The sequence below is a fragment of the Pseudomonas sp. PvP028 genome, from assembly GCF_017832255.1.
Classification (GTDB): Bacteria; Pseudomonadota; Gammaproteobacteria; order Pseudomonadales; family Pseudomonadaceae; genus Aquipseudomonas; species Aquipseudomonas syringae.
In genome coordinates this window covers 3,187,000-3,206,202 of sequence record NZ_JAFIBL010000001.1, presented here as the reverse complement: position 1 = coordinate 3,206,202, position 19,203 = coordinate 3,187,000, and the positions used below count along the sequence as shown (strand labels likewise).

Sequence of the window (19,203 nt, the reverse complement as noted above, 5' to 3'; positions counted from 1 at the left end):
GCCGCAGTAAATGCGAGACGTCGGAGAGAGGTATACATTGAAACGCGCTCTGGATGCGTTCCATGCACTTCATTTTTGTTTTCGTGACGTTATCAAAACCTGATGAAAAACGCTGCGTTGCATAAATATCGGGGAATAGCGCCAATCTCTCGTTTTGCCGGTATGGTTAGGCTTTCCTATGAGGGTGATCCATGGCCGTCCAAAACCCCAACAGTTCTCAAAAGCATCTGGCGGTGCTGATCGATGCCGACAATGCGCCAGCAGCGATCGTAGAAGGCCTTTTCGAAGAGATCGCCAAATATGGCGTGGCCAGCGTCAAGCGCATCTATGGTGACTGGACCGGCCCGCAACTCGGCGGCTGGAAGAAAGTTCTGCTCGACTACTCCATCCAGCCCATCCAGCAGTTCGCCTACACCAAAGGCAAGAATGCCACTGACAGCTCATTGATAATCGACGCTATGGACTTGCTCTACACGCGTCGTTTCGACGGGTTCTGCCTGGTATCCAGCGACAGTGACTTCACACGCCTGGCCTCGCGCTTGCGTGAGGAAGGTCTGACCGTTTATGGCTTTGGCGAAGAAAAGACACCCAAACCCTTCGTCGCGGCCTGCGACAAGTTCATCTACATCGAATTGCTTCGTGAAGAGATCACCACACCGGCCACCGGAGACTCTACGCCGGATGCAGCTGCAACACCGAGCAACGTGAAATCAGTGGCAACCGAGCCGAGCAAGAAACCCAAAGCCCCTGTGGGCTTCATTGCAAAGATAATGGACGATATTGCTGATGAAGACGGCTGGGCGCCCTTGGGCGCCATTGGCACGAACATCACCAAACTGCGGCCTGAGTTCGATCCTCGTACCCATGGCTACAAGAAACTGAGCGATTTGATCAAAGGCTATCCACAAACGTTCGAGCTACAGTCCCGTCCGGCCTCTGGTGGAACGGCAGTGCTTTATGCGCGGCATAAACTGCAGGGCAAGTGAGGTTCGTCAGTCCGGGACTGACAGTTGCGACTGTCAGTTCTTTCCTGACGCTGTAGCTGGAACGGCACCGTCGAACACATGTAAAAAAGGTCAGCCTGAAAACTCCGGTCTTCCAGTACGGCCGCACCTGTTTCGGTAACACCAAGAACAATGTGCTGGACATAGGGAAACGAGATGTCGTGCTCCAGCACAGCGGCGGAAACCAGCAGACCCTCTTTGACCAGTTCATCAATCATGGCCATAAAATCCCCGGCCGCCGGAACGTCTGATTGAAGACGTATCAGCGCGAGATAAATTTGACCAGACGTCAACTTTCCAGGGCGGACGAAGTTCGCGCTGCGGACAATTTCAAGCACCGCCAATTCATCGGAAAAATTATTAAAACCCATAGCGGCCTCCCACTTCTGAAGACACTGACCCGCCTGTCCGGCTACGTCAGGACTTTTAAAAGAAGCTCAGCTCGTGATGAGCGGAAACGCATCTGGCTTCCGTTATTCATCTTGCAATTAAACGAGCCAGATCCAACTGGCACATACGGATTTCATGACGCTGCGTGTAGACGCTTTAGAGTGGAAGCGTTGGAAAAGCCATCCGTTGCGGATGCCGTTAACGATGATCCGGTGTCAGAAATTTCATCGCTTCTGTAATCACCGAAGGATGATCAATCAGCCGATTGTGGCCAAGCCCTTCAGTGGTAAACAGACGCGCTCCCGGCCATAACTCTGCAAAACGAGCGCCCTTTTCCCACGGTGTTTCACGGTCACGGCGGTCATGAATGACCAAGGCGGGACGATCAAGCAGCGGCAGTCGCGAACTGGCGTCGTAGTCTGCAAAGCGGCGACCGGTCAGCGAATGCAGGACGCCCTCGAAAGGTTTGAATACTGTGTGGGCAACACCGACTGAATCGAACAGTTGAAGGACGCTGTCCGTAGGTGCCAGGAACGGCGCAATCAGAATAAAACGATCAGGGCACCACGACTGCTCCTGAGCGAAAACAATCGATGAAGCGCCGAGTGAATGCGCTATCACCGCCGAAGGCTTTCCGAAATGGCGCCCCACGTGCTGCTGCACAGCCACGAACTGGGTCATATGACTGATGCTGCCCGCGCTCAACCCATGCGCGGGCTGATCGAACCCCACCACGGCGTAGCCCATGGAGCGCAGTAACGGCACCCATCCGATAAACCGCATCGCGTAACTTGACCAGCCGTGGGCCAGCAACACATACGGCTGGCTGGAGGGATCGCCCCAGACATAGGTGGCAATTCTGATGCCGTCCAGCTCAAGGCTACCGGTTTGCACATCCGTCGCTGTACTCAGAATTTCAGCAGCCTTGGCACGTCCGGACGCCTGCGGAGTCACAAAACGTCGAGCGAGATATCTTCCAGTGATGCCCGGTAGAATACGGCTGGTCAGCGTGAACGTGCCGCGCAGCGTCAATAGTCGAAGCCTGTTGATGATGTCGCTCATCGGTATTCCCCACGCCCGTCAGATGATCTGGCGCCATTAGAACAGCCTATCTTGTCACTGACAAGATAGGCTGAACCGATGGGAATATAACTTTTGTTTCATGATAGGGAGCCTTACATGTCGACTTCAGACGCCCCACGGACCTACCACCACGGCAATCTGCCCGCCGTCCTGCGTCAGGCCGCCTGGGATATCGTGGGGGAAGCGGGAGTCCGCGGCATGTCACTGCGCGAGTGCGCCAGACGGGCGAATGTCTCTCATGCCGCCCCCGCCCACCATTTCGGCTCTCTGGAAAATCTGCTGGCAGAGGTGGTGGCCGATGGATATGAGCGCATGGCCGACGTCATCATTGCCGTCCAAGAGGAACTTGACGACACCCTCCTGGGTTGCGGTATTGGTTATGTAAGTTTCGCCAAAAGTTACCCGGAGCACTTCCGATTGATGTTTGGCGCGGGTGTAAACCGCACGTTGCCCAGGCTTCTAAAATCGGGGGAACGTGCGCTGCAAGTGCTCCGCCAGTCGATACGCAATGCCTGGATAGCGAAATACGGTAGCGAGCCCGAGCCGGAACTGCTTGAACAGCGCACCTTCCTCGCCTGGAGCACCGCGCACGGCTACGCTTCCCTGACCATCGACAGAAAGACGAATAACCCCCCTATTCCCTCTGCCGAGTCGGTACTGCAATTGATGACATGCTCCGTGCTTATGCCCTCAGGCTGAAAACAGGCGCACTGCCGCCATCCGATTGATAAACAACCGCCGTCGTGACTGCGCTTGCACAGAAGCGGTTTCGACGGTGTGCATGCCATTTGCCCGCACGTCTTGCGACGATGTTCCCCACGTCCCCTTCCGAAAACCGAGCAAGATCGGCATCGAGCATTTTTGATGTCGATCAACATCAATACGTTGACATTTTAGATTTGGATCGTAATCATAAGTGCGACTTCCTCAACGCACATTACGAGTACCTCCTCCATGACAACGCCATCCACTGTTCTCATTACCGGTGCTTCCAGCGGCATCGGCGCGGTATATGCCGAACGCTTTGCCCGTCGCGGTCACAATCTCGTGATGGTCGCTCGTGACAAGGCACGTCTTGATGCCCTGGCAACACGCCTTCGTGAAGAAAACGGCGTTGCCGTTGAAGTCATCCAGGCGGATTTGACTCAATCTGCCGATCTCACAGCTCTGGAAACCCGTCTGCGTGAGGACGCCAGCATCGGTGTGCTGATCAACAACGCGGGCATTGCCCAATCCGGAGGGTTCGTTCAACAGAGCGCCGAGTCCATCGACAAGCTTGTCGCACTCAATATCGTCGCCCTGACACGCCTTGCGGCCGCCGTGGCCCCGCGTTTCGCGCAGTCCGGCTCGGGCTCGATCGTCAACCTCGGATCGGTGGTGGGTTTTGCGCCAGAGTTCGGCATGTCGGTCTACGGTGCGACCAAGGCCTACGTACTGTTCCTTTCCCAAGGAATGAACGTGGAATTGGCGCCCAAGGGCGTATACGTCCAGGCGGTGCTTCCGGCAGCCACGCGCACAGAAATCTGGGAGCGTGCGGGGATCGATCTGAACACTATTGCAGAGGTGATGGACGTCGAAGAGCTGGTTGATGCAGCACTGGTGGGTTTCGACCGCCGCGAACAGGTGACCATTCCACCGCTGCATGTGGCGGGGCGTTGGGACTCGCTGGATGAGGCGCGACTAGGGCTGATGTCGGACATTCGACAGGCTCAGGCGGCCGAGCGCTATCGCCCGCAAGCCTGAAGCGGATCAAGCCGCGGCAGATGCACATCCTTGTTCGACGACACTGGAATCAGAGCGTCATGAAAGCACTGACATTTGAGAATTACGGCAAGTCGCCTGAGATTGCGATTACCCACGTACCCATACCCGCCATCAAACCTGACGAACTGTTGGTGGAAGTTCACGCGGCCGGATTGAACCCGATCGACAACATCATCACTACGGGTGTCTTCAAGTCGGTGGTGAAGTTGCAACTACCGGCCACCATGGGCAGCGATCTGGCGGGCGTGGTCATTCAAGTGGGCAGCGCAGTCACTCGATTCAAGGCAGGCGACGCGGTATTCGCGAGCCTGTTCGAACTGGGTGGGGGCGCCATCGCCGAGTTCGCCGCCGTACCGGAACACGCTGCCGCCCTGAAACCCGCCAACCTGAACTTTGTTCAGGCAGCCTCCATCCCGATGGTCGGGCTTACGTCGTGGCAGGCATTCAAAGATCGCGCCCCTCTTCAAGCCGGCCAGAAGGTGTTCATACCGGCCGGGGCTGGAGGTATCGGCACCTTCGCCATCCAGCTGGCCAAACACCTGGGCGCCACAGTGGCCACGACCACCAGCACAGGAAATATGGCGCTGGTTCGTAGCCTGGGCGCAGATGAAGTGGTGAATTACAAAGAGCAGGCATTCGAACAGGTGCTACACGACGCTGACCTGGTGCTTGGCACCACCCGGGGAGACGACCTTGAAAGAGCTGTCGACATCCTCAAGCCCGGTGGCAGGATCGTATCCCTGGTCGGCCCGCTGGATACGGCATTCGCCAGGGCTCGGCGGATGAATGCCTTCTTCGCCTTCGTATTCGGGTTGATGAGCCGCAGAATCACGCGCCTGGCCAGAAAGAAGAGTGTGTCGTACTCGTTTCTGTTTGTCCGCGCGGATGGCGCTCAACTTGGCGACATTGCCAGGTTGCTCGAAAGTGGCCAGATAAAACCGGTGATTGACAGCGTCTTTGCGTTTGAACAGGCCCGCGAAGGGCTTGAATACCTGGGTCGGGGCCGCGCCAAAGGCAAGGTCGTTGTGAAGATCAGATAGGCACCTATTCGACGCCCCGCTCAACCACCCTTCAGGCCCGCACCTGTCGAGCATTGGAGTATCAAATGAACACCTCTTCCGAAAGAACCGCCATCGTCACGGGTGCATCATCGGGCATCGGTCGCGCCACCGCCGAGGCCTTGGCGCGCTCGGGGTACACCGTGTTTGGCACCAGCCGCAAAGCCGGTGACAGTGAGGCACAGGTCTCCATGCTGACCTGCGATGTCACGGATGACGATTCTGTCCGCGCGCTCGTTGCCACCGTCCTCGCGCAAACCGGGCGTATCGACCTGCTGGTCAACAATGCCGGCATCGGTATGCTGGGCGGCGCCGAGGAGTTCTCGATCCCGCAAGTGCAGGCACTGTTCGACGTCAATCTGTTTGGCGTCATGCGCATGACCAACGCAGTACTGCCATCAATGCGCCAACGAGGTCAGGGGCGCATTATCAATATCGGCTCGGTCCTGGGGCTGATACCGGCGCCCTACTCGGCTCATTATTCGGCGGTCAAGCATGCCCTGGAAGGCTATTCGGAATCGCTCGATCATGAAATTCGTGCCTTCAACGTCCGGGTCTCGGTCATTGAGCCAGCCTACGTACGCACCGTCTTCGATCAAAACGGCATCGAGCCTGACTCGCAGTTGCAAGCGTACGATCAGGCGCGAGCCAGTGTCCGTGCATTGCTCGCCGATGTCATGCCGACAGCCGACCTGCCCGAGGTTGTCGCAGCGGTGGTGCTGAAAGCGGCGAGCGATGTTCGTCCCCGGCATCGATACACCGCCGGCAAGACCGCCCGACAAATCAGCTTGCTACGGCGCTTCGCGCCTGCCGGGGCGTTCGATAAGAGCTTGCGCAAGCAGTTTCGCTTGCCGGAGTGAATGGCGTGGGTCGGGTTGGCAGCTTCTCGAATTCGAGTGTCAGCGCCGTTCCACACTCACTTGGTTCGGCAACGGCCCACAGGCACGATAGGTGTCGATCAACGTGTCAAACAGGGAAATGTCCGACCTGCTTCTGGCAACCAGTTGAGCGCCCGCCACAGCGGAAAAAATGGCCTGCGCCCGCACCTCGCTGTCCGAGGGCGTGCAAATGTTCGCGGCCACCAGGAGCTTGCTCAGCCAGGCAATGTTGACCTGGGCAAACAGCTGCATTTCCTCAGTCATCTCCGGCGGCAGGTTGTCGGTTTCAGCGCCGACGAAAGTGCCCAGACAAAGGCGGTTTTCAACCTCCAGCGAACGCCGGAAAATTTCCGGGAAACGCTGTAACGCTTCGCCGGGATCGGGGGTTTCTGCGGAGATCGTCTCGAGTGCAGCGGCACCGTCCTGCCAGTATCGCCTGGCAACCGCGACACCCAGATCAGCCTTGCTGGGGAAGTGGTAGTAAATACTGGCCGGCTTGATTCCGACCTGGGCGGCCAGATCGCGAAAGTTCAGGCCGTTGTAGCCCTGCGACTGGGCAATGTTTCTCGCAGCAAGCAGAATCGCCTCACGGGCGTTGATGGTCATCGTAGTGCCTTGTACTTCGGACGCGTTTCTGGAGACCGACACATGCTAATTCAAAAACCTGCCTTTTGTTAGGTAGAAAGACGGTGTAGCGCATGGCTGCTGAACGGCCATCGTCGGTTTCTCTCAAGCTGCAACGGCTATCGCCGGGAACATCCTGCTTGACGTTCCCGGCGATAAGGTGCGCGTACAACAGCTCAATCATTCGGCCGGCGAGTCCAGCTCAGGAATACCGCTGCTGCGATCAGCATAGGCCGCCTGGAAAGCCGGACGCTTCTGCCAGCGCTGCCAGTACAGGTCCAGGAACTCGAAACGCTCATCCAGTGGCGTGGCGTTGACCGGGAACTTGGAGAAGGCAATGGCGGTTGCAAGCGTGATGTCCGCGAACGTTGGCGCATCGCCGCCCAGCAGCCACTCGCGACCATCGGACAAATGACGATTGACCAATGCCGCATGGCTCAGCGCCTCTTTGCGGCAGTGCTCGCCCCATGCTTCGTTCTTGGTCAGTTCAAGTTTGAAACCGAGGCCGGTGTGCAGCACGTGAAAGGCCGTAACGATCCGATAGAGGATATGCACCCAGATGCGGTTATCCCACATGTTGTCGAGGCCCTGCTGCAGAGCGCCCTCGCCCATGATCTTGCGGCCCGGATAAGCCTGATCCAGATAGCGAGCGATAGCGGCTGTCTCGGAAATGAAGCTGCCGTCTGCCAGTTCCAGGGTCGGTGTTTCACCCCACGGGTTCATATTCAGGTGACGCCAGCCACGCTGCTCTCCGCCCGGCGTCATGTCATAAATGGTTTCGTCGAACTGATCGGCAATGCCTTTTTCGTGGATGAACAAACGCAGGCGTTGAGGATTCGGAAAAGCCGAAGGAGAGGTGAAAAGTCGCAATTTGGAGGTCATGGTCGGGCCTGTGAGGTAGGGTAAAAAAACCTACCTAACTATCGTTAGGTAGCCATAACTTAGCGGTACTCCCTCACCAAGTCAACGCCTACCTAACATTTGTTAGGTGAAAGTATTTGGCTCGGCTGATCAGCAAGCCTAGCAACCGGGCAGGATTCTGCTGAAAATGCAGCCTTCAGGCATGGGTTGGCCCGCATTGACAGCGCTCAAACGTGAGCGCCTTGATATCCTGTGCGCCGATCTCGGGCGGCCAGTGAATGCTGCTCAAAAACGTACAAGACCCAGGCTCGAACCACAGGCCTTGCCAGGCCGCATCGCGCAGAGAAAGAAGGAGAAAGAATGCAGCACGCTTCGCTGAACCGTTTTCGTACCGGGTTGCTCGCCTTGCTCTTGCTGTGCGTGACCTTGCCGGTCCTGGCCCAGAATGCCCCCGCGCCCCAGGCCGATAGCGCCAGCAGCGCATCGCCTGCCGTGGTTGTCCCGAGCCTGGATGATCTGAACCAACAGCTCGATCAGATCCGTCAGAAAGTGACGGGCAGCGCCAACGATGACCTGCTTTCAAGCCTGCGTCAGGCGGCTTTGCAGGTTCAGAAACAAGCCGACAATCTGGTTGCGCAGCAAGCTGTCGACATCGAACACCTGAATGATCAGCTCAACATTCTCGGGCCGGTGCAACCGGACGAAGCGCAAAGCCTGACCAGTCAGCGCAAGACGTTGACCGCGCAGAAAAACGCGCTGGTCAATGATGAACGGCAGACCAATGAGCTAAGCCAGTCAGCCCGGGATCTGGCCACGCAGATATTCAACCTGCGCCGCAGCCTCTTCGATTCACAGATCAGCACGCGCACGGCGAGCCCGCTCAGTTCGGCATTCTGGTCCACGCTGATTCGCCCGACCGATGACGATCTGGGACGCCTGAACAGGCTTCTGGTGGATGTGCGTCAGGTGCTCAACAACGCGATGGCACCGGACAACCGTGTGCAATTCATCAGCGTGGTGCTGGGCGCGTTGTTCATCTGGGTGGTTGTCCGGCGCCTGCTGGAGCGCCTGCTGATCTGGGCGATGATTCGCTGGCTGCCCGAAGGCCGCCTGCGCCGCAGTGCTCTGGCCCTGGCTGTCGGGCTGTCGACCATTCTTACCATTACCATTGCCACTTCCTTGCTGCGCTGGGGAATCGTCCACAACGCGGTGCTCAGCAATGACGTAGTCAATCTGCTCGATCAGGTGCAGACGCTGATTACCTTCTGCGCCTTCATCGTCGGTCTGGGCCGTGCGTTGTTGATGCTGGCACACGCCTCGTGGCGCCTGCCGCAAATTCCTGACCAGATCGCCACCGCACTGGGCCGCTTCCCCCCTGCCCTGGCGCTGGCATTGATGGTCATCGGTACGCAGGAACGAATCAACAGTGTGATTGCCAGCAGCCTGGCCCTGACGGTTGCGGTCAATGGCCTGACGGCACTGGCGGTTTCGCTGGTGTTTTTCTACGCCCTGCTGCGTTATCGCCGTACCCGCCGCCGCTTTGAGCTGGAGCGCCCGGCAGGCTTCGCCGGGCTGATTCCGTTTATCGTTACGGTGTGGGTCGGCCTGAGTTTGTTGGCGTTGTTGAGCGGCTACCTGACGCTGGCTTACTTTCTGGCAGTGAAACTGCTCTGGGTCAGCGTAGTGGCGTCCACTGCGTACCTGCTGATCGCCTGCTTCGGTGACATCTGCGAAACCCTCCTGTCGCCCAAACAACCTGGCGGCCTGGCGCTGGGCTCAGCGCTGGGTTTGTCCACTCGCCATCAGGCGCAGGCAAGTACCGTGCTGGCCGGCATAGGCCGCACTTTGCTGCTGCTCACCGCTGTCCTGCTGGCGTTCCTGCCCTCAGGATCGAGCCCGGGCGACCTGCTCGCCAGCTTTACTCAGCTGGATGTCACGTCCAAATCCATGGGTAACCTGAACATCGTCCCCAGCGACATTCTGGTGGCATTGGTCTGCCTGGTCGTCGGCCTGCTGAGTGTGCGTGTACTCAAGGAGTGGTTTGGAGAACGCCTGCTGCCCGAAACCAACATGGACGCAGGCATGCAGGCCTCGCTGGTGACCCTGATCGGTTACATCGGCTTTGTGCTGGTGGTGGCCGTGGTGATGTCCACGCTCAACATCAGCCTCACCAATCTGACCTGGGTGGTCAGTGCGCTGTCGGTGGGGATAGGTTTCGGCCTGCAAGCCATTGTGCAGAACTTCATCTCCGGCCTGATTCTGCTGACCGAGCGTCCGGTCAAAGTCGGCGACTGGGTGAGCCTGGCGGGGGTCGAAGGCGATATTCGCCGGATCAACGTCCGCGCGACCGAAATCCAGATGGGCGACCGCTCGACAGTGATCGTGCCGAACTCGCAGTTCATCACGCAGAACGTGCGCAACGTCACCATGGGCAATGCGCTGGGCGTAGTCGGAATCACCCTTACCCTGCCCCTGGAAACAGACGTCCTGCAAATACGCGAACTGCTGTTGCAGGCCTTCACCGAACACGAAGCGATACTCGATGCACCAGCGCCTTCAGTCACCTTCAAGGACCTGACCAATACCGGCTTGATCATCAGCGCCAGCGGCTACGTGAACAGCCCACGCTCGGTGGGTGGCGCACGGAGTGATCTGTTGTTTACGGTCTTGGGGCGTCTGAGGGAATTGGGTGTAGCGCTGTCTGCACCGCAGAGCATGGTGTTGATTAATGAGGGGGCTGGGAAGGATGCGGCGGCGGAGAGTCAGTGATGCTTGTTTGTGTGGTGTCCAAGGCGGGGTTCGAACCTGCACCTAGGGGGCAATTTTAGCCCTGCGGTTACAGCCACAAGCCCAATATTACCGGGCGTTTTAGTCTCATTGGGCCCGTGAACTTCGCGAGGAAAGCTACGTCAATCCGAATGAGTACGGCAGGTTGCGGCAGCGTAAGGGATGCTGCGGCCATGAGCAGGTTTCTGCACCTGTAGGCTCGAGGGGCACCTGTGGATGATAAACAGTACCTGCTATGCGCATGGTTAGCGGCTTTCAATGCAGATGACGGAACTTGCATCAGGCAACCCGCCTGCCTCAAAGATCTTCCCCTGAAGGCTCTTCGTACAAAGGATCCATATCAACATTCGTGAAGCCCCAGAAATAAGCCACATTCTGAGCCTGCTCTGGAGACATCTTTAGCGCAGTACGGCCTGATGGGAAAAGCTCCGCGTAAAACGCTACCGCTCGAGCCATCACATGGATGCTGGTTTGCAAGGCGACTAAGCCAAGCATTCGCTGATCGTCGATTAACTGAGCTTGCCCCATTTGCATTGAGCTGATGTAGGACGTGTGCGCGTACCCGCAAAAATGGGAGTACACGTTCTGAAAATACTTTTTGCTGAAGCCAGCCCTTACTGCTTCGTCCGTCCATGACCAGCCAGCTCTCCAGTCTCCCTTCATCAAACGCTTAACCTGATCCGGACTGTAGCCGCCGAGAAAAGGAGATGGCTCAATTTCTGCAATCTGGTCGGCGGCTTGAAGCCGTGCCACCTTTAGTGCCTCACTAGCCTGATCGGTAGATGGATGTAGCTTGAGTCTGTCCATCAATCCGCCTAATCGCCAAACACCGTATCGAAATTGCCGCAAAGCGGGATCTTGGCATTGGAATATCCAGTGGAAGACAATGAAAGTTTCCAAGCAGGCACGAGCCAAGATTGTTGCCGAAGAGTGATCGACGAAGACGATTTGCGAGCCGTCGTGGAAGTCTAACTGCGTCGGATCGAGTATTAGCCTGACCGAACAGGCTTGCTTGAAAAGCTTTACTGCCAATATCTGGGCGTGATTCATCCAAGCATCCTCGGAACTCAATGCATGACTTCGCTGAGCTTCGATCATTCTTGCAAACAGTTCGGTCAACGTTCCGAAATCTTCTTCGGGATCGCGATGGGAGGTTGGGCGTGGAGTCGATGACATTAGGTAGGCTCTGGTCGTCCATGGTGATCTAGAACTCTAGATCACCATTTTACCTACCCACGATGCCGCCCGGAAAATAAGTGTATCGCCATGGAATTGATTCATTTCTCAAAGGGTTGAACATGATCATTTGCGAGTTGAGAGTCTGGTTTTAGATTTTTCCGAGTTTGCCCCCCTGACTGCAATCGGAAGGCTACGTAAAGTCGATTGCAGCGCTCAGGCGTTCAACCCGAACCTCAAGGAAAATGACATGACCAAAAAATCTTCAAGCACTAAATCACAACCTATGACTAAAGAAGCCAAAGCCCGCATCTACTCCGCGACTTCTCGAGAGAATGACGGCATTATCCCTCCGGATAGCTTCGCTTCCCGAGCCGCGAGGGCGGCAGATAAAGCAAAAAAATAAAAGGATTTAGCATCCCGAGGGGGCCTTCCCCCTTGGGCAGGTGACCGCATGAAACTCCCAGTCTCACCCTATCCATCTATAGGCGAAGTCGTTTACGAGATTGCGACCCGTAGCGGCCTTGTACTCTCTACAGAGGGTACTGGCTTGTATGATGATTTGAAGGCATTCAAGGACGAGCGCAGACGCCCTGGCCTTGACCCAATCGAAATACCAACCACCATTCTGTTCAAGCTTGAGAACAGGTTGGCCACCTTTATCGGAGATGAGGTCTTTGCCAACTCGATATTCGTAGCATGGCGTCGCTGGCTCGAATACTACGCGTCGATTATTCCTAGGCATGATGCAGGCCTACTCCACCGTCGAGACATGATGTACCTGCTATGGCCAACGATATTCGCGTTTGGCGGCAGTCTGGTGCTGAAGATGATTCACCACATTTTGCCAATCGTTCCTTTGGGCAAACTGCTGTCTGCCACTGCGCCCTTTGGCTTTCTCGTTGAGGCCTTCTGTACTTGGGGAACTAAGGACTACACCAAAATCTGTGAATATCGGGCAGAGGTGAATGCAATCGACCTCGACAATTGCCGAGATACTCTCGACGATTGGCTGAGAGGCTCAGCGGTTCCAAACCTAGACCGAGCGCGAGAGATTCTTCAAGCGCTAGGGCTCGGCGAAGAATTTGCACCGAAACTGTGGATGGTAGCCGCTAGACTCCTAGCTCGGACGCCACTTAAATATCGCGAAGCGATTTTAAATCACCTGGATCTACCCGAAGACGCTGACTCCGCTCTAGAAGCCTATTACTGGCGTAAACGGCAGTTAGCCATAGAGAGGGCTGAAAGTTTGAATATCGGCCCGGATCGCCCATTTTCGGCGATTCGCGAAGCACTTTACAATCCAGCTACACCAAGAGATGCGCACGCCGTCGAAGATATGCTGAGACGCCTTGAAAAGACGTGGGAGCCCATTTCTGAAGAGACTTATCACATCATTGATTGGCTACGCGGACGCTTTCTAGTTCTATCTGGGCAGGAAGAACAAGCCCTGAAATACTATCAGAATGCCTACATCCACGGAGTTGGTAGAGAAGCTGATGTATTCAACCACGTCCTCCCTGAAGCCCTTGCACTTGCAGGTAAGCTGGGAAAGAAAAAATGGGTAGCGCGGTTCGACTCGTTGCTTGGCCTTCACCGGAAGGGAGACTGGAATGGTGACCCTGAGTCGTTCAAGGCGCTTTTCGAAAAGCATTTCGATAGCCGGTTGCTGTATGGAAAACCTGATCCCACGCGGGACTGACGGCGACCGTTGTTCTGGATAATGGCAGCGGAGATTATCACTGGTCTACGCTGGATACCGTTCCGGCGCATCTAATGAACTTCAGGGCGCTATGTCGCTGCGATAGTCTAGTAGACTATAGATCTGTGCAAGGAAGCTTAAGTGAAATTTTATCGCTTTGATCCCCAAAAACTTGTCATGCCCGTGATGCACGACGTGCAGGTGGATTCCGATTTAGTCGGCCTGATTCTTCAGGCGCGTCCCAAGGACTGCATTGTGCTGGCCGGTTGGGACGCGAGAGCCCAAATTGGTAATGTGAGCGCATTTGGCATCGTCATGACAGTTGATCAAGCATCAGGTCGTGCAAAGATCCTGTGGCGCGAAACTGATATCACGCTTCGGCCTAGCTCGAGCGGAAGACGTTACTGGGAGCAAACCAAACACTGGTTTGCTTTTGCCCCTGACGTGGTCAACCGGTACGGTCTTCCAGATCTACATGCCGAATATTTTCCAGACATCGCCGGATTCGACATCCCGGTGCCGCCACCGCCCGTGAGAAGCGTGAGTCAACCCTCTAGTTCGCCCACAGGTGGCTACGTCTATGTCATTCGATCTAAGCTGGGTTTCAAGATAGGCAAGACAATTCACCTGAAGGCTCGCACCCGGCTCTTCGAGGTCAAGCTCCCCTTTCCGATAAGTCTTGAGCATTACGCCTGGTTTGATGACTACACCTATGCAGAGCGGAGTTTGCATCTTGCCTATCAAGCAAAGCGCCTTGAGGGTGAGTGGTTTGATCTCGACGCCTCCGATCTTAAGCAGATTAAGACTCTTGGTAAGTCTGTGCCAGTAGCAGGGCTTTGAGTGGAAGATCAAATGGAAGTGACTAGGTACTTGCGTATCGAAGAGTCAGTAGAGGCTAGCCTCGAGAGTTCAGGAAGACATCCTACAGTCACCGAGAAGGCGCGCTGACAGGATAATACCTTGAAAGGCTTTATTTATATGGTGTCCCAGGCGGGGTTCGAACCTGCAACCTTCCCCTTAGGAGGGGGATGCTCTATCCAATTGAGCTACTGAGACACTGCGTGCCGACACACCGATCGGTGCCAGCGAGGACGGCGTGCATCTTAGCGGCATGTGGCGCTTTTGTCATGTCGTCATTGCCCTTCGACCCTGTAGCCGATGTCGCCTGGAAACACGGCCTGATAAACCGATCATGCAATTTGCAATACCCCAAAAAGCCATCATTGCAAAACGCACTGCAGAGCACTTTTTTTAATTTAATAAGCCATTGATTAGAAAGGATTTTTTATCATTTCACGATTGGCATGCAGACTGCATTATTGATATCTGTGGAACACATCTCATCCCAAACGGTCGGGCACAGGTACTGGAAAATGAACAAGACTCTCTCAGTGTTGAATGCGGCAGCTCTGGTGGCTCTGGTGGCATTTCATTTCCAGGATTCTGGTATCAAGGACGCTCAGGCCGCTATGCCTGCTCCAGTCCACCACCAGATCAGTCAGGCGCCAAAACTGGCAATCATGACTGAACGCGTTGCAAGCGCAGCGGTGCTGGCCAATGACGATGATGAGTCACTTCAGTTTCCACGCGCCGAACAGCGCTGGGTTTTCTGATAACGCCCGCAACGACCCTTTCAAGAGAGAGTAGCCATGTCAAAATCCGCGTTGTCGTTTCTGGTCCTGGCGATCATGGCTTTCGTCGTCGACCTTTTGCTTCCTGTTAATGCACAAGCCATGAGTATCGCTGCAAACATCGCCGCCGGCGTGTTTGCCAGTCTCTTCGTGGTTGCGTTGTTCGTCGGTCGTCGCTTCAAATTCGACCCGGTGCTTCGCTGACAGCGAAGCTACTTGCAGCAATTTGCCCGGTCGTCTGACCGTTCGCATCCAGAATCTCCCCTCCTCCAAAAGAACCTTCCTGCACCGAAGCCAACCCTTTGTCGGCTAACCTCGCTCACGCTGAATTTAGACGCATACTTGGAGTCAAATGGCCATGACAGGAAAAAAGCTCGGTGGCGTGCCCTTTTATCCCGGGACAAATGCGAAGACTTTGCAAATTCGCTCGCATTTCTGATAATTGGTGCTGGCAATACGCCTCTACCTGAGTCAATATTTGTCACAGAATTGACGCCAAGGATTCGACGGAATACGGCATTATGTCGGCCCCTTGGAACCCCGGTTGAACATTTGGCCAAAATGACTGTCTGACTGTGACAATCTTGCGGCCACTTGCTAGAACCGCTTCCCCTGAACTAACCGGTTAAATATATGAGCCCTATGAAACAGGCTACTTATTCCAGCCGCACGGCTGACAAGTTCGTCGTTCGCCTACCAGACGGCATGCGTAATCGCGTGCAAGAGGTAGCCAAGAATCATCACCGCAGCATGAACTCGGAAATCATCGCTCGTCTCGAACAAAGCCTGATTCAGGAAGGCGCTCTTGGTGATGAACCAAGCCTGCGTCTCGATAGTCCTGAGCTGTCCTTGCACGAACGCGAGCTGCTGCAGCGCTTTCGTCAGCTTTCACATCGTCAACAGAACGCTCTTGTTTCGCTGATTGCTCATGACACGGAACTCGCTTCCGAAGAGTCCTGAGATTTCACTTAACAGACAAAGGCCAGCGAAAGCTGGCCTTTTTCGTTATAGCCTTCTTGTAGTCTTTTTCTTTATTAGTCGTCGGCTTATTGCGTTACACAACGAGATGAAGACCTGGCCGAAGCATAAAAAAACCGCCTGATCACGGCGGTTTTTTATTTCAAAAGACTGTAAGAGTCGCGAGGCTTAGAGCAGAAAGATCGTCGCCAGTCCAAGGAAGATGAAGAAGCCGCCGCTGTCGGTCATCGCCGTAATCATGACGCTTGCCCCCATCGCGGGATCTCGTCCAAGGCGAGCAAGCGCCATGGGAATGGAAACGCCCATCAGCGCTGCCAGCAACAGGTTGAGCGTCATGGCTGCGGTCATGACCACACCTAATGACCAACTGCCATACAGCATGTAGGCGACCACGCCGATCACACCCCCCCAGAGCAGCCCGTTGATCAGGCCGACAGCCAGCTCCTTGCGCAGCAAGCGCGCCGTATTACCGGTATTGACCTGATCCAGCGCCATCGCGCGGACGATCATGGTGATGGTCTGATTACCGGAGTTGCCACCGATACCGGCCACGATAGGCATCAGCGCAGCGAGCGCCACCAGCTTCTCGATGGAGCCTTCGAACAGGCCGATCACGCGCGAGGCCAGGAACGCAGTTACCAGGTTGACTGCCAGCCAGGCCCAACGGTTGCGCAGCGAACGCCATACCGACGCGAAGATGTCTTCTTCTTCACGCAGACCCGCCATGTTGAGGACTTCGCTTTCGCTTTCCTCACGGATCAGGTCGACCATTTCATCGATGGTCAGACGGCCGATCAGCTTGCCGTTCTTGTCCACGACCGGCGTGGAAATAAGGTCGTAACGCTCGAATGCCTGTGCCGCATCGTAGGCATCGTCTTCCGGGTGAAAGCTGACCGGGTCGTTGGCCATGACTTCGCCAACCTGCTTCTCCGGATCATTGACCAGCAGACGCTTGATCGGCAGCACACCCTTGAGCACGCCCTCGGAATCGACTACGAACAGTTTGTCGGTGTGACCGGGCAGCTCTTTGAGCCTGCGCAGGTAGCGCAGCACGACTTCAAGGCTGACATCCTCACGGATCGTCACCATCTCGAAGTCCATCAGCGCACCGACCTGATCCTCGTCATAGGACAGGGCCGACCGCACGCGCTCACGCTGTTGTGAATCCAGTGTTTCCATGAGTTCGTGAACGACGTCGCGGGGCAACTCGGGAGCAAGGTCGGCCAGTTCGTCGGCGTCCATGTCCCGTGCCGCCGCGAGCAACTCATGATCGTCCATGTCGGCGATCAGGGTTTCACGAACGGAATCGGATACTTCGAGAAGAATATCGCCGTCGCGATCGGCCTTGACCAGCTGCCAGACGGTCAGACGGTCTTCCAGGGGCAAGGCTTCAAGGATATAAGCGACGTCGGCAGAGTGAAGGTCTTCGAGCTTGCGTTGCAACTCGACGAGGTTCTGCCGGTGAACCAGGTTTTCTACACGGTCCTGATGCTGACCTTCCTGACGATGGGTCAGGTCCTCAACAATACGCTGGCGCTGCAGCAGATCGACGACCTGAGCCAGGCGATCCTGCAAGCTTTCCTGCGTTTTTTTTACTTCTCTTTCGGTCATAGGCGAACTCCACTCCCAGCAGCGGAGCACGCCGGGAGATCAATCAGTTAATTCATGATTGTTGAAAAACATTATCGAGTAACGACTGGGTATGTCCATGGAGGTGTTCCACAAGCCCCGGCGGAGCTGACGGGCGCAATGATACACCGCTTTGAGCGAAGCGCACGCGAGAAAATTCAGCTCAGAACAACCGTTTGCAGTGCAAACCTGCACAACTCCGTAAGCCAGCCAGGGTTCGACGTCACATTCAGCCAACAAAACACGCTCGCCCCTTGCAAAGGCGGGAGTTAGCCTTTGCTGACACCCGTCACGGAGGACCTTGGGCATGCGACCTGCCAATCACCTGCTACTGTGGAGCGCCCTGCTCTGCCTGCCTGCGACTGCAACCGCCAGCAACGTTCATCGCTGCGAGGATGCATCCGGAAAGATTACGTTTACCACCCTGGGATGCCCGGATGGGCACAGCACCCGCCTGCAAAGCGCCTTCAATGCACCGCCGGGAACCCGTATCGATGTGCTACCGCCCGCCAGCACTGCGCAAACCGCGCGCGGAAAGCCGGCAGACCAGACAGTTGTCGTGGTGGGCACACGCGATGATGGCTGCGGCAACCGCTTGAGCGCCGAACAGCGCCGGGCTGCGATCATCAACCAGCGTACCCCTCCCGGCATGACGCAGCGTGATGTCGAGAGCCTGCTGGGGCGTCCCGACAAGGTCACCAACCGCAATGGAGAATTGCATTACGTGTACAACCAGAAAAAAGGCCGCAGCAATAAGGTGACATTTGACGAGCACGGATGCGTTAAAGGAAAACGCTAGAAAGCAAAAAGCCCACATCTTTCGATGTGGGCTTTTCGTTTGTATGGTGCACTCGACAGGATTCGAACCTGTGACCGCTCGGTTCGTAGCCGAGTACTCTATCCAGCTGAGCTACGAGTGCATTGGTGTTTTTAGACCAGATCACCTCTGGTTGGAGCCAGTTATCGGAAACCTTGTAATTGCTTACAACACTTCAAACAACTTTAAATGGTGCACTCGACAGGATTCGAACCTGTGACCGCTCGGTTCGTAGCCGAGTACTCTATCCAGCTGAGCTACGAGTGCATGTGTTGGTGCCGCGCATTATAGGTCGTAAAACTGTTTAGTCAAGCACTTTTTCTAGTAAATTCAACAACTTACAGATCAAGCCCAGTTTTACGCACTACATAAATAATGGCGGAGAACGGGGGATTCGAACCCCCGACACCCTTTTGAGGTGTACTCCCTTAGCAGGGGAGCGCCTTCGGCCACTCGGCCAGCTCTCCGCAACACGGGGCGTATAATAACCACCCTTTTCCCCGTTTGCAAACCAAAAATTCAATAAAAATTAATGGCTTGGTTCTTCGTCCTTCTCTTTCTTGATACGCAGGTAAATCTCTTCACGGTGGACAGCGACTTCCTTGGGCGCATTGACACCAATACGCACCTGATTACCCTTCACTCCGAGCACGGTGACGGTGATTTCACCATCCCCAATGATCAGGCTTTCCGCGCACCGACGAGTCAGAATCAGCATACTTTTCTCCTTACGCCTTTATTCAGGGACAACAGTCTGCAACCTATAGGCAGTGACACTAGCAAAACGCCATGACCACTACCTGTATATCGACTAACGCAAA

At 55.7% G+C, this 19,203-nt stretch carries 20 protein-coding genes and 4 tRNA genes; 13 read left to right on the top strand and 11 right to left on the bottom strand.

The features are described from left to right. The first annotated feature begins 191 nt into the window (after window positions 1-191). Window positions 192-986: an NYN domain-containing protein gene (locus tag JOE34_RS14250; RefSeq protein WP_122242828.1), complete on the top strand. Its 795-nt coding sequence runs from the start codon at window positions 192-194 to the stop codon at window positions 984-986. Here the strand turns inward: JOE34_RS14250 and JOE34_RS14245 are convergent. Both JOE34_RS14245 and JOE34_RS14240 read right to left on the bottom strand, forming a co-directional pair. Further along, window positions 956-1,375: a hypothetical protein gene (locus tag JOE34_RS14245; RefSeq protein ID WP_017278364.1), complete on the bottom strand. Its 420-nt coding sequence runs from the start codon at window positions 1,373-1,375 to the stop codon at window positions 956-958. The two genes, JOE34_RS14250 and JOE34_RS14245, sit on opposite strands and share 31 nt — an antisense overlap. Before the next feature lie 217 nt (window positions 1,376-1,592). Beyond that, window positions 1,593-2,456, bottom strand: coding sequence for an alpha/beta fold hydrolase (locus JOE34_RS14240; RefSeq protein ID WP_017278363.1), 864 nt, complete (start codon window positions 2,454-2,456; stop codon window positions 1,593-1,595). A gap of 117 nt (window positions 2,457-2,573) precedes the next feature. On the opposite strand from JOE34_RS14240, the gene JOE34_RS14235 reads away from it, so the two are divergent. The 4 genes from JOE34_RS14235 (at window position 2,574) to JOE34_RS14220 (ending at window position 6,159) form a co-directional block, all read left to right on the top strand. Then, window positions 2,574-3,176 (top strand): TetR/AcrR family transcriptional regulator, encoded by a 603-nt coding sequence (locus tag JOE34_RS14235; protein WP_017278362.1) that lies wholly within the window; start codon window positions 2,574-2,576, stop codon window positions 3,174-3,176. Window positions 3,177-3,431: 255 nt separating this feature from the next. Then, a complete protein-coding gene (locus JOE34_RS14230) occupies window positions 3,432-4,220 on the top strand; it encodes an SDR family oxidoreductase (RefSeq protein WP_003424862.1) in 789 nt (262 codons plus the stop codon). A 59-nt stretch (window positions 4,221-4,279) separates the two neighbouring features. Continuing rightward, the gene (locus tag JOE34_RS14225) at window positions 4,280-5,281 is read left to right on the top strand and encodes an NADP-dependent oxidoreductase (RefSeq protein ID WP_209996004.1); all 1,002 of its coding nucleotides are present in this window, start codon (window positions 4,280-4,282) and stop codon (window positions 5,279-5,281) included. Window positions 5,282-5,346: 65 nt separating this feature from the next. Beyond that, a complete protein-coding gene (locus JOE34_RS14220; RefSeq protein WP_024692722.1) occupies window positions 5,347-6,159 on the top strand; it encodes an oxidoreductase in 813 nt (270 codons plus the stop codon). Window positions 6,160-6,198: 39 nt separating this feature from the next. On the opposite strand, the gene JOE34_RS14215 is transcribed toward JOE34_RS14220, so the two are convergent. Beyond that, entirely contained in the window at window positions 6,199-6,783 is a 585-nt protein-coding gene (locus tag JOE34_RS14215; RefSeq protein ID WP_016568644.1) for a TetR/AcrR family transcriptional regulator, read from the bottom strand. Between the two features lie 198 nt (window positions 6,784-6,981). Beyond that, a complete protein-coding gene (locus JOE34_RS14210; RefSeq protein ID WP_057405921.1) occupies window positions 6,982-7,683 on the bottom strand; it encodes a glutathione S-transferase C-terminal domain-containing protein in 702 nt (233 codons plus the stop codon). A gap of 339 nt (window positions 7,684-8,022) precedes the next feature. Here JOE34_RS14210 and JOE34_RS14205 point away from each other — a divergent pair, with 339 nt between their 5' ends. Continuing rightward, a complete protein-coding gene (locus JOE34_RS14205) occupies window positions 8,023-10,431 on the top strand; it encodes a DUF3772 domain-containing protein (RefSeq protein ID WP_209995993.1) in 2,409 nt (802 codons plus the stop codon). A gap of 315 nt (window positions 10,432-10,746) precedes the next feature. Here the strand turns inward: JOE34_RS14205 and JOE34_RS14200 are convergent, their stop codons facing one another. After that, on the bottom strand, window positions 10,747-11,625 hold the full coding sequence (locus JOE34_RS14200) for a DUF5677 domain-containing protein (RefSeq protein ID WP_153070748.1): 879 nt from the start codon (window positions 11,623-11,625) through the stop codon (window positions 10,747-10,749). Between the two features lie 250 nt (window positions 11,626-11,875). Here JOE34_RS14200 and JOE34_RS14195 point away from each other — a divergent pair, with 250 nt between their 5' ends. The 3 genes from JOE34_RS14195 to JOE34_RS14185 all read left to right on the top strand — a co-directional run bounded on the left by JOE34_RS14195 (window position 11,876) and on the right by JOE34_RS14185 (window position 14,167). After that, window positions 11,876-12,031 carry a hypothetical protein gene (locus JOE34_RS14195; RefSeq protein WP_164490387.1) on the top strand — a complete coding sequence of 52 codons (156 nt, stop codon included), beginning with the start codon at window positions 11,876-11,878 and terminating at the stop codon, window positions 12,029-12,031. A 48-nt stretch (window positions 12,032-12,079) separates the two neighbouring features. Further along, a complete protein-coding gene (locus JOE34_RS14190; RefSeq protein WP_029572379.1) occupies window positions 12,080-13,327 on the top strand; it encodes a hypothetical protein in 1,248 nt (415 codons plus the stop codon). Between the two features lie 141 nt (window positions 13,328-13,468). Then, window positions 13,469-14,167, top strand: a complete 699-nt coding sequence (locus JOE34_RS14185; RefSeq protein WP_029572378.1) for a GIY-YIG nuclease family protein — start codon at window positions 13,469-13,471, stop codon at window positions 14,165-14,167. A 139-nt stretch (window positions 14,168-14,306) separates the two neighbouring features. On the opposite strand, the gene JOE34_RS14180 is transcribed toward JOE34_RS14185, so the two are convergent. Further along, window positions 14,307-14,383, bottom strand: a tRNA-Arg gene (locus JOE34_RS14180). 317 nt (window positions 14,384-14,700) lie between these two features. Between JOE34_RS14180 and JOE34_RS14175 the strand changes: the two genes are divergently transcribed. The 3 genes from JOE34_RS14175 (at window position 14,701) to JOE34_RS14165 (ending at window position 15,918) form a co-directional block, all read left to right on the top strand. Next, window positions 14,701-14,940 carry a hypothetical protein gene (locus tag JOE34_RS14175; protein ID WP_029572377.1) on the top strand — a complete coding sequence of 80 codons (240 nt, stop codon included), beginning with the start codon at window positions 14,701-14,703 and terminating at the stop codon, window positions 14,938-14,940. Window positions 14,941-14,976: 36 nt separating this feature from the next. Next, window positions 14,977-15,162, top strand: coding sequence for a PA3371 family protein (locus tag JOE34_RS14170; protein WP_003314749.1), 186 nt, complete (start codon window positions 14,977-14,979; stop codon window positions 15,160-15,162). Window positions 15,163-15,591: 429 nt separating this feature from the next. Continuing rightward, complete coding sequence (locus tag JOE34_RS14165; RefSeq protein WP_002554423.1) at window positions 15,592-15,918, top strand: Arc family DNA-binding protein; 327 nt, start codon at window positions 15,592-15,594, stop codon at window positions 15,916-15,918. 186 nt (window positions 15,919-16,104) lie between these two features. Here JOE34_RS14165 and mgtE read toward each other — a convergent pair whose 3' ends face one another. Next, window positions 16,105-17,547 (bottom strand): magnesium transporter, encoded by a 1,443-nt coding sequence (gene mgtE, locus JOE34_RS14160; RefSeq protein ID WP_003424840.1) that lies wholly within the window; start codon window positions 17,545-17,547, stop codon window positions 16,105-16,107. 325 nt (window positions 17,548-17,872) lie between these two features. Between mgtE and bamE the strand changes: the two genes are divergently transcribed. Beyond that, window positions 17,873-18,364, top strand: a complete 492-nt coding sequence (bamE, locus tag JOE34_RS14155; RefSeq protein ID WP_029572376.1) for an outer membrane protein assembly factor BamE — start codon at window positions 17,873-17,875, stop codon at window positions 18,362-18,364. 44 nt (window positions 18,365-18,408) lie between these two features. On the opposite strand, the gene JOE34_RS14150 is transcribed toward bamE, so the two are convergent. The 4 genes from JOE34_RS14150 to csrA form a co-directional block, all read right to left on the bottom strand. Continuing rightward, window positions 18,409-18,485 (bottom strand) — tRNA-Arg (locus tag JOE34_RS14150). A gap of 87 nt (window positions 18,486-18,572) precedes the next feature. Then, a tRNA-Arg gene (locus JOE34_RS14145) sits at window positions 18,573-18,649 on the bottom strand. A 109-nt stretch (window positions 18,650-18,758) separates the two neighbouring features. Further along, window positions 18,759-18,849, bottom strand: a tRNA-Ser gene (locus JOE34_RS14140). A gap of 62 nt (window positions 18,850-18,911) precedes the next feature. Beyond that, the gene (csrA, locus tag JOE34_RS14135; protein ID WP_002554426.1) at window positions 18,912-19,100 is read right to left on the bottom strand and encodes a carbon storage regulator CsrA; all 189 of its coding nucleotides are present in this window, start codon (window positions 19,098-19,100) and stop codon (window positions 18,912-18,914) included. Window positions 19,101-19,203 lie beyond the last annotated feature (103 nt).

Bases quoted from the DNA above. Each gene is read 5' to 3' on its own strand.
- JOE34_RS14235 (WP_017278362.1), top strand. From the start codon at position 2,574: ATGTCGACTTCAGACGCCCCACGGACCTACCACCACGGCAATCTGCCC.
- JOE34_RS14230 (WP_003424862.1), top strand. From the start codon at position 3,432: ATGACAACGCCATCCACTGTTCTCATTACCGGTGCTTCCAGCGGCATC.
- JOE34_RS14240 (WP_017278363.1), bottom strand. From the start codon at position 2,456: ATGAGCGACATCATCAACAGGCTTCGACTATTGACGCTGCGCGGCACG.
- JOE34_RS14205 (WP_209995993.1), top strand. From the start codon at position 8,023: ATGCAGCACGCTTCGCTGAACCGTTTTCGTACCGGGTTGCTCGCCTTG.
- JOE34_RS14175 (WP_029572377.1), top strand. From the start codon at position 14,701: ATGAACAAGACTCTCTCAGTGTTGAATGCGGCAGCTCTGGTGGCTCTG.
- JOE34_RS14170 (WP_003314749.1), top strand. From the start codon at position 14,977: ATGTCAAAATCCGCGTTGTCGTTTCTGGTCCTGGCGATCATGGCTTTC.
- JOE34_RS14250 (WP_122242828.1), top strand. From the start codon at position 192: ATGGCCGTCCAAAACCCCAACAGTTCTCAAAAGCATCTGGCGGTGCTG.
- JOE34_RS14245 (WP_017278364.1), bottom strand. From the start codon at position 1,375: ATGGGTTTTAATAATTTTTCCGATGAATTGGCGGTGCTTGAAATTGTC.
- JOE34_RS14165 (WP_002554423.1), top strand. From the start codon at position 15,592: ATGAGCCCTATGAAACAGGCTACTTATTCCAGCCGCACGGCTGACAAG.
- csrA (WP_002554426.1), bottom strand. From the start codon at position 19,100: ATGCTGATTCTGACTCGTCGGTGCGCGGAAAGCCTGATCATTGGGGAT.
- JOE34_RS14200 (WP_153070748.1), bottom strand. From the start codon at position 11,625: ATGTCATCGACTCCACGCCCAACCTCCCATCGCGATCCCGAAGAAGAT.
- JOE34_RS14190 (WP_029572379.1), top strand. From the start codon at position 12,080: ATGAAACTCCCAGTCTCACCCTATCCATCTATAGGCGAAGTCGTTTAC.
- bamE (WP_029572376.1), top strand. From the start codon at position 17,873: ATGCGACCTGCCAATCACCTGCTACTGTGGAGCGCCCTGCTCTGCCTG.
- JOE34_RS14225 (WP_209996004.1), top strand. From the start codon at position 4,280: ATGAAAGCACTGACATTTGAGAATTACGGCAAGTCGCCTGAGATTGCG.
- JOE34_RS14215 (WP_016568644.1), bottom strand. From the start codon at position 6,783: ATGACCATCAACGCCCGTGAGGCGATTCTGCTTGCTGCGAGAAACATT.
- mgtE (WP_003424840.1), bottom strand. From the start codon at position 17,547: ATGACCGAAAGAGAAGTAAAAAAAACGCAGGAAAGCTTGCAGGATCGC.
- JOE34_RS14210 (WP_057405921.1), bottom strand. From the start codon at position 7,683: ATGACCTCCAAATTGCGACTTTTCACCTCTCCTTCGGCTTTTCCGAAT.
- JOE34_RS14220 (WP_024692722.1), top strand. From the start codon at position 5,347: ATGAACACCTCTTCCGAAAGAACCGCCATCGTCACGGGTGCATCATCG.
- JOE34_RS14195 (WP_164490387.1), top strand. From the start codon at position 11,876: ATGACCAAAAAATCTTCAAGCACTAAATCACAACCTATGACTAAAGAA.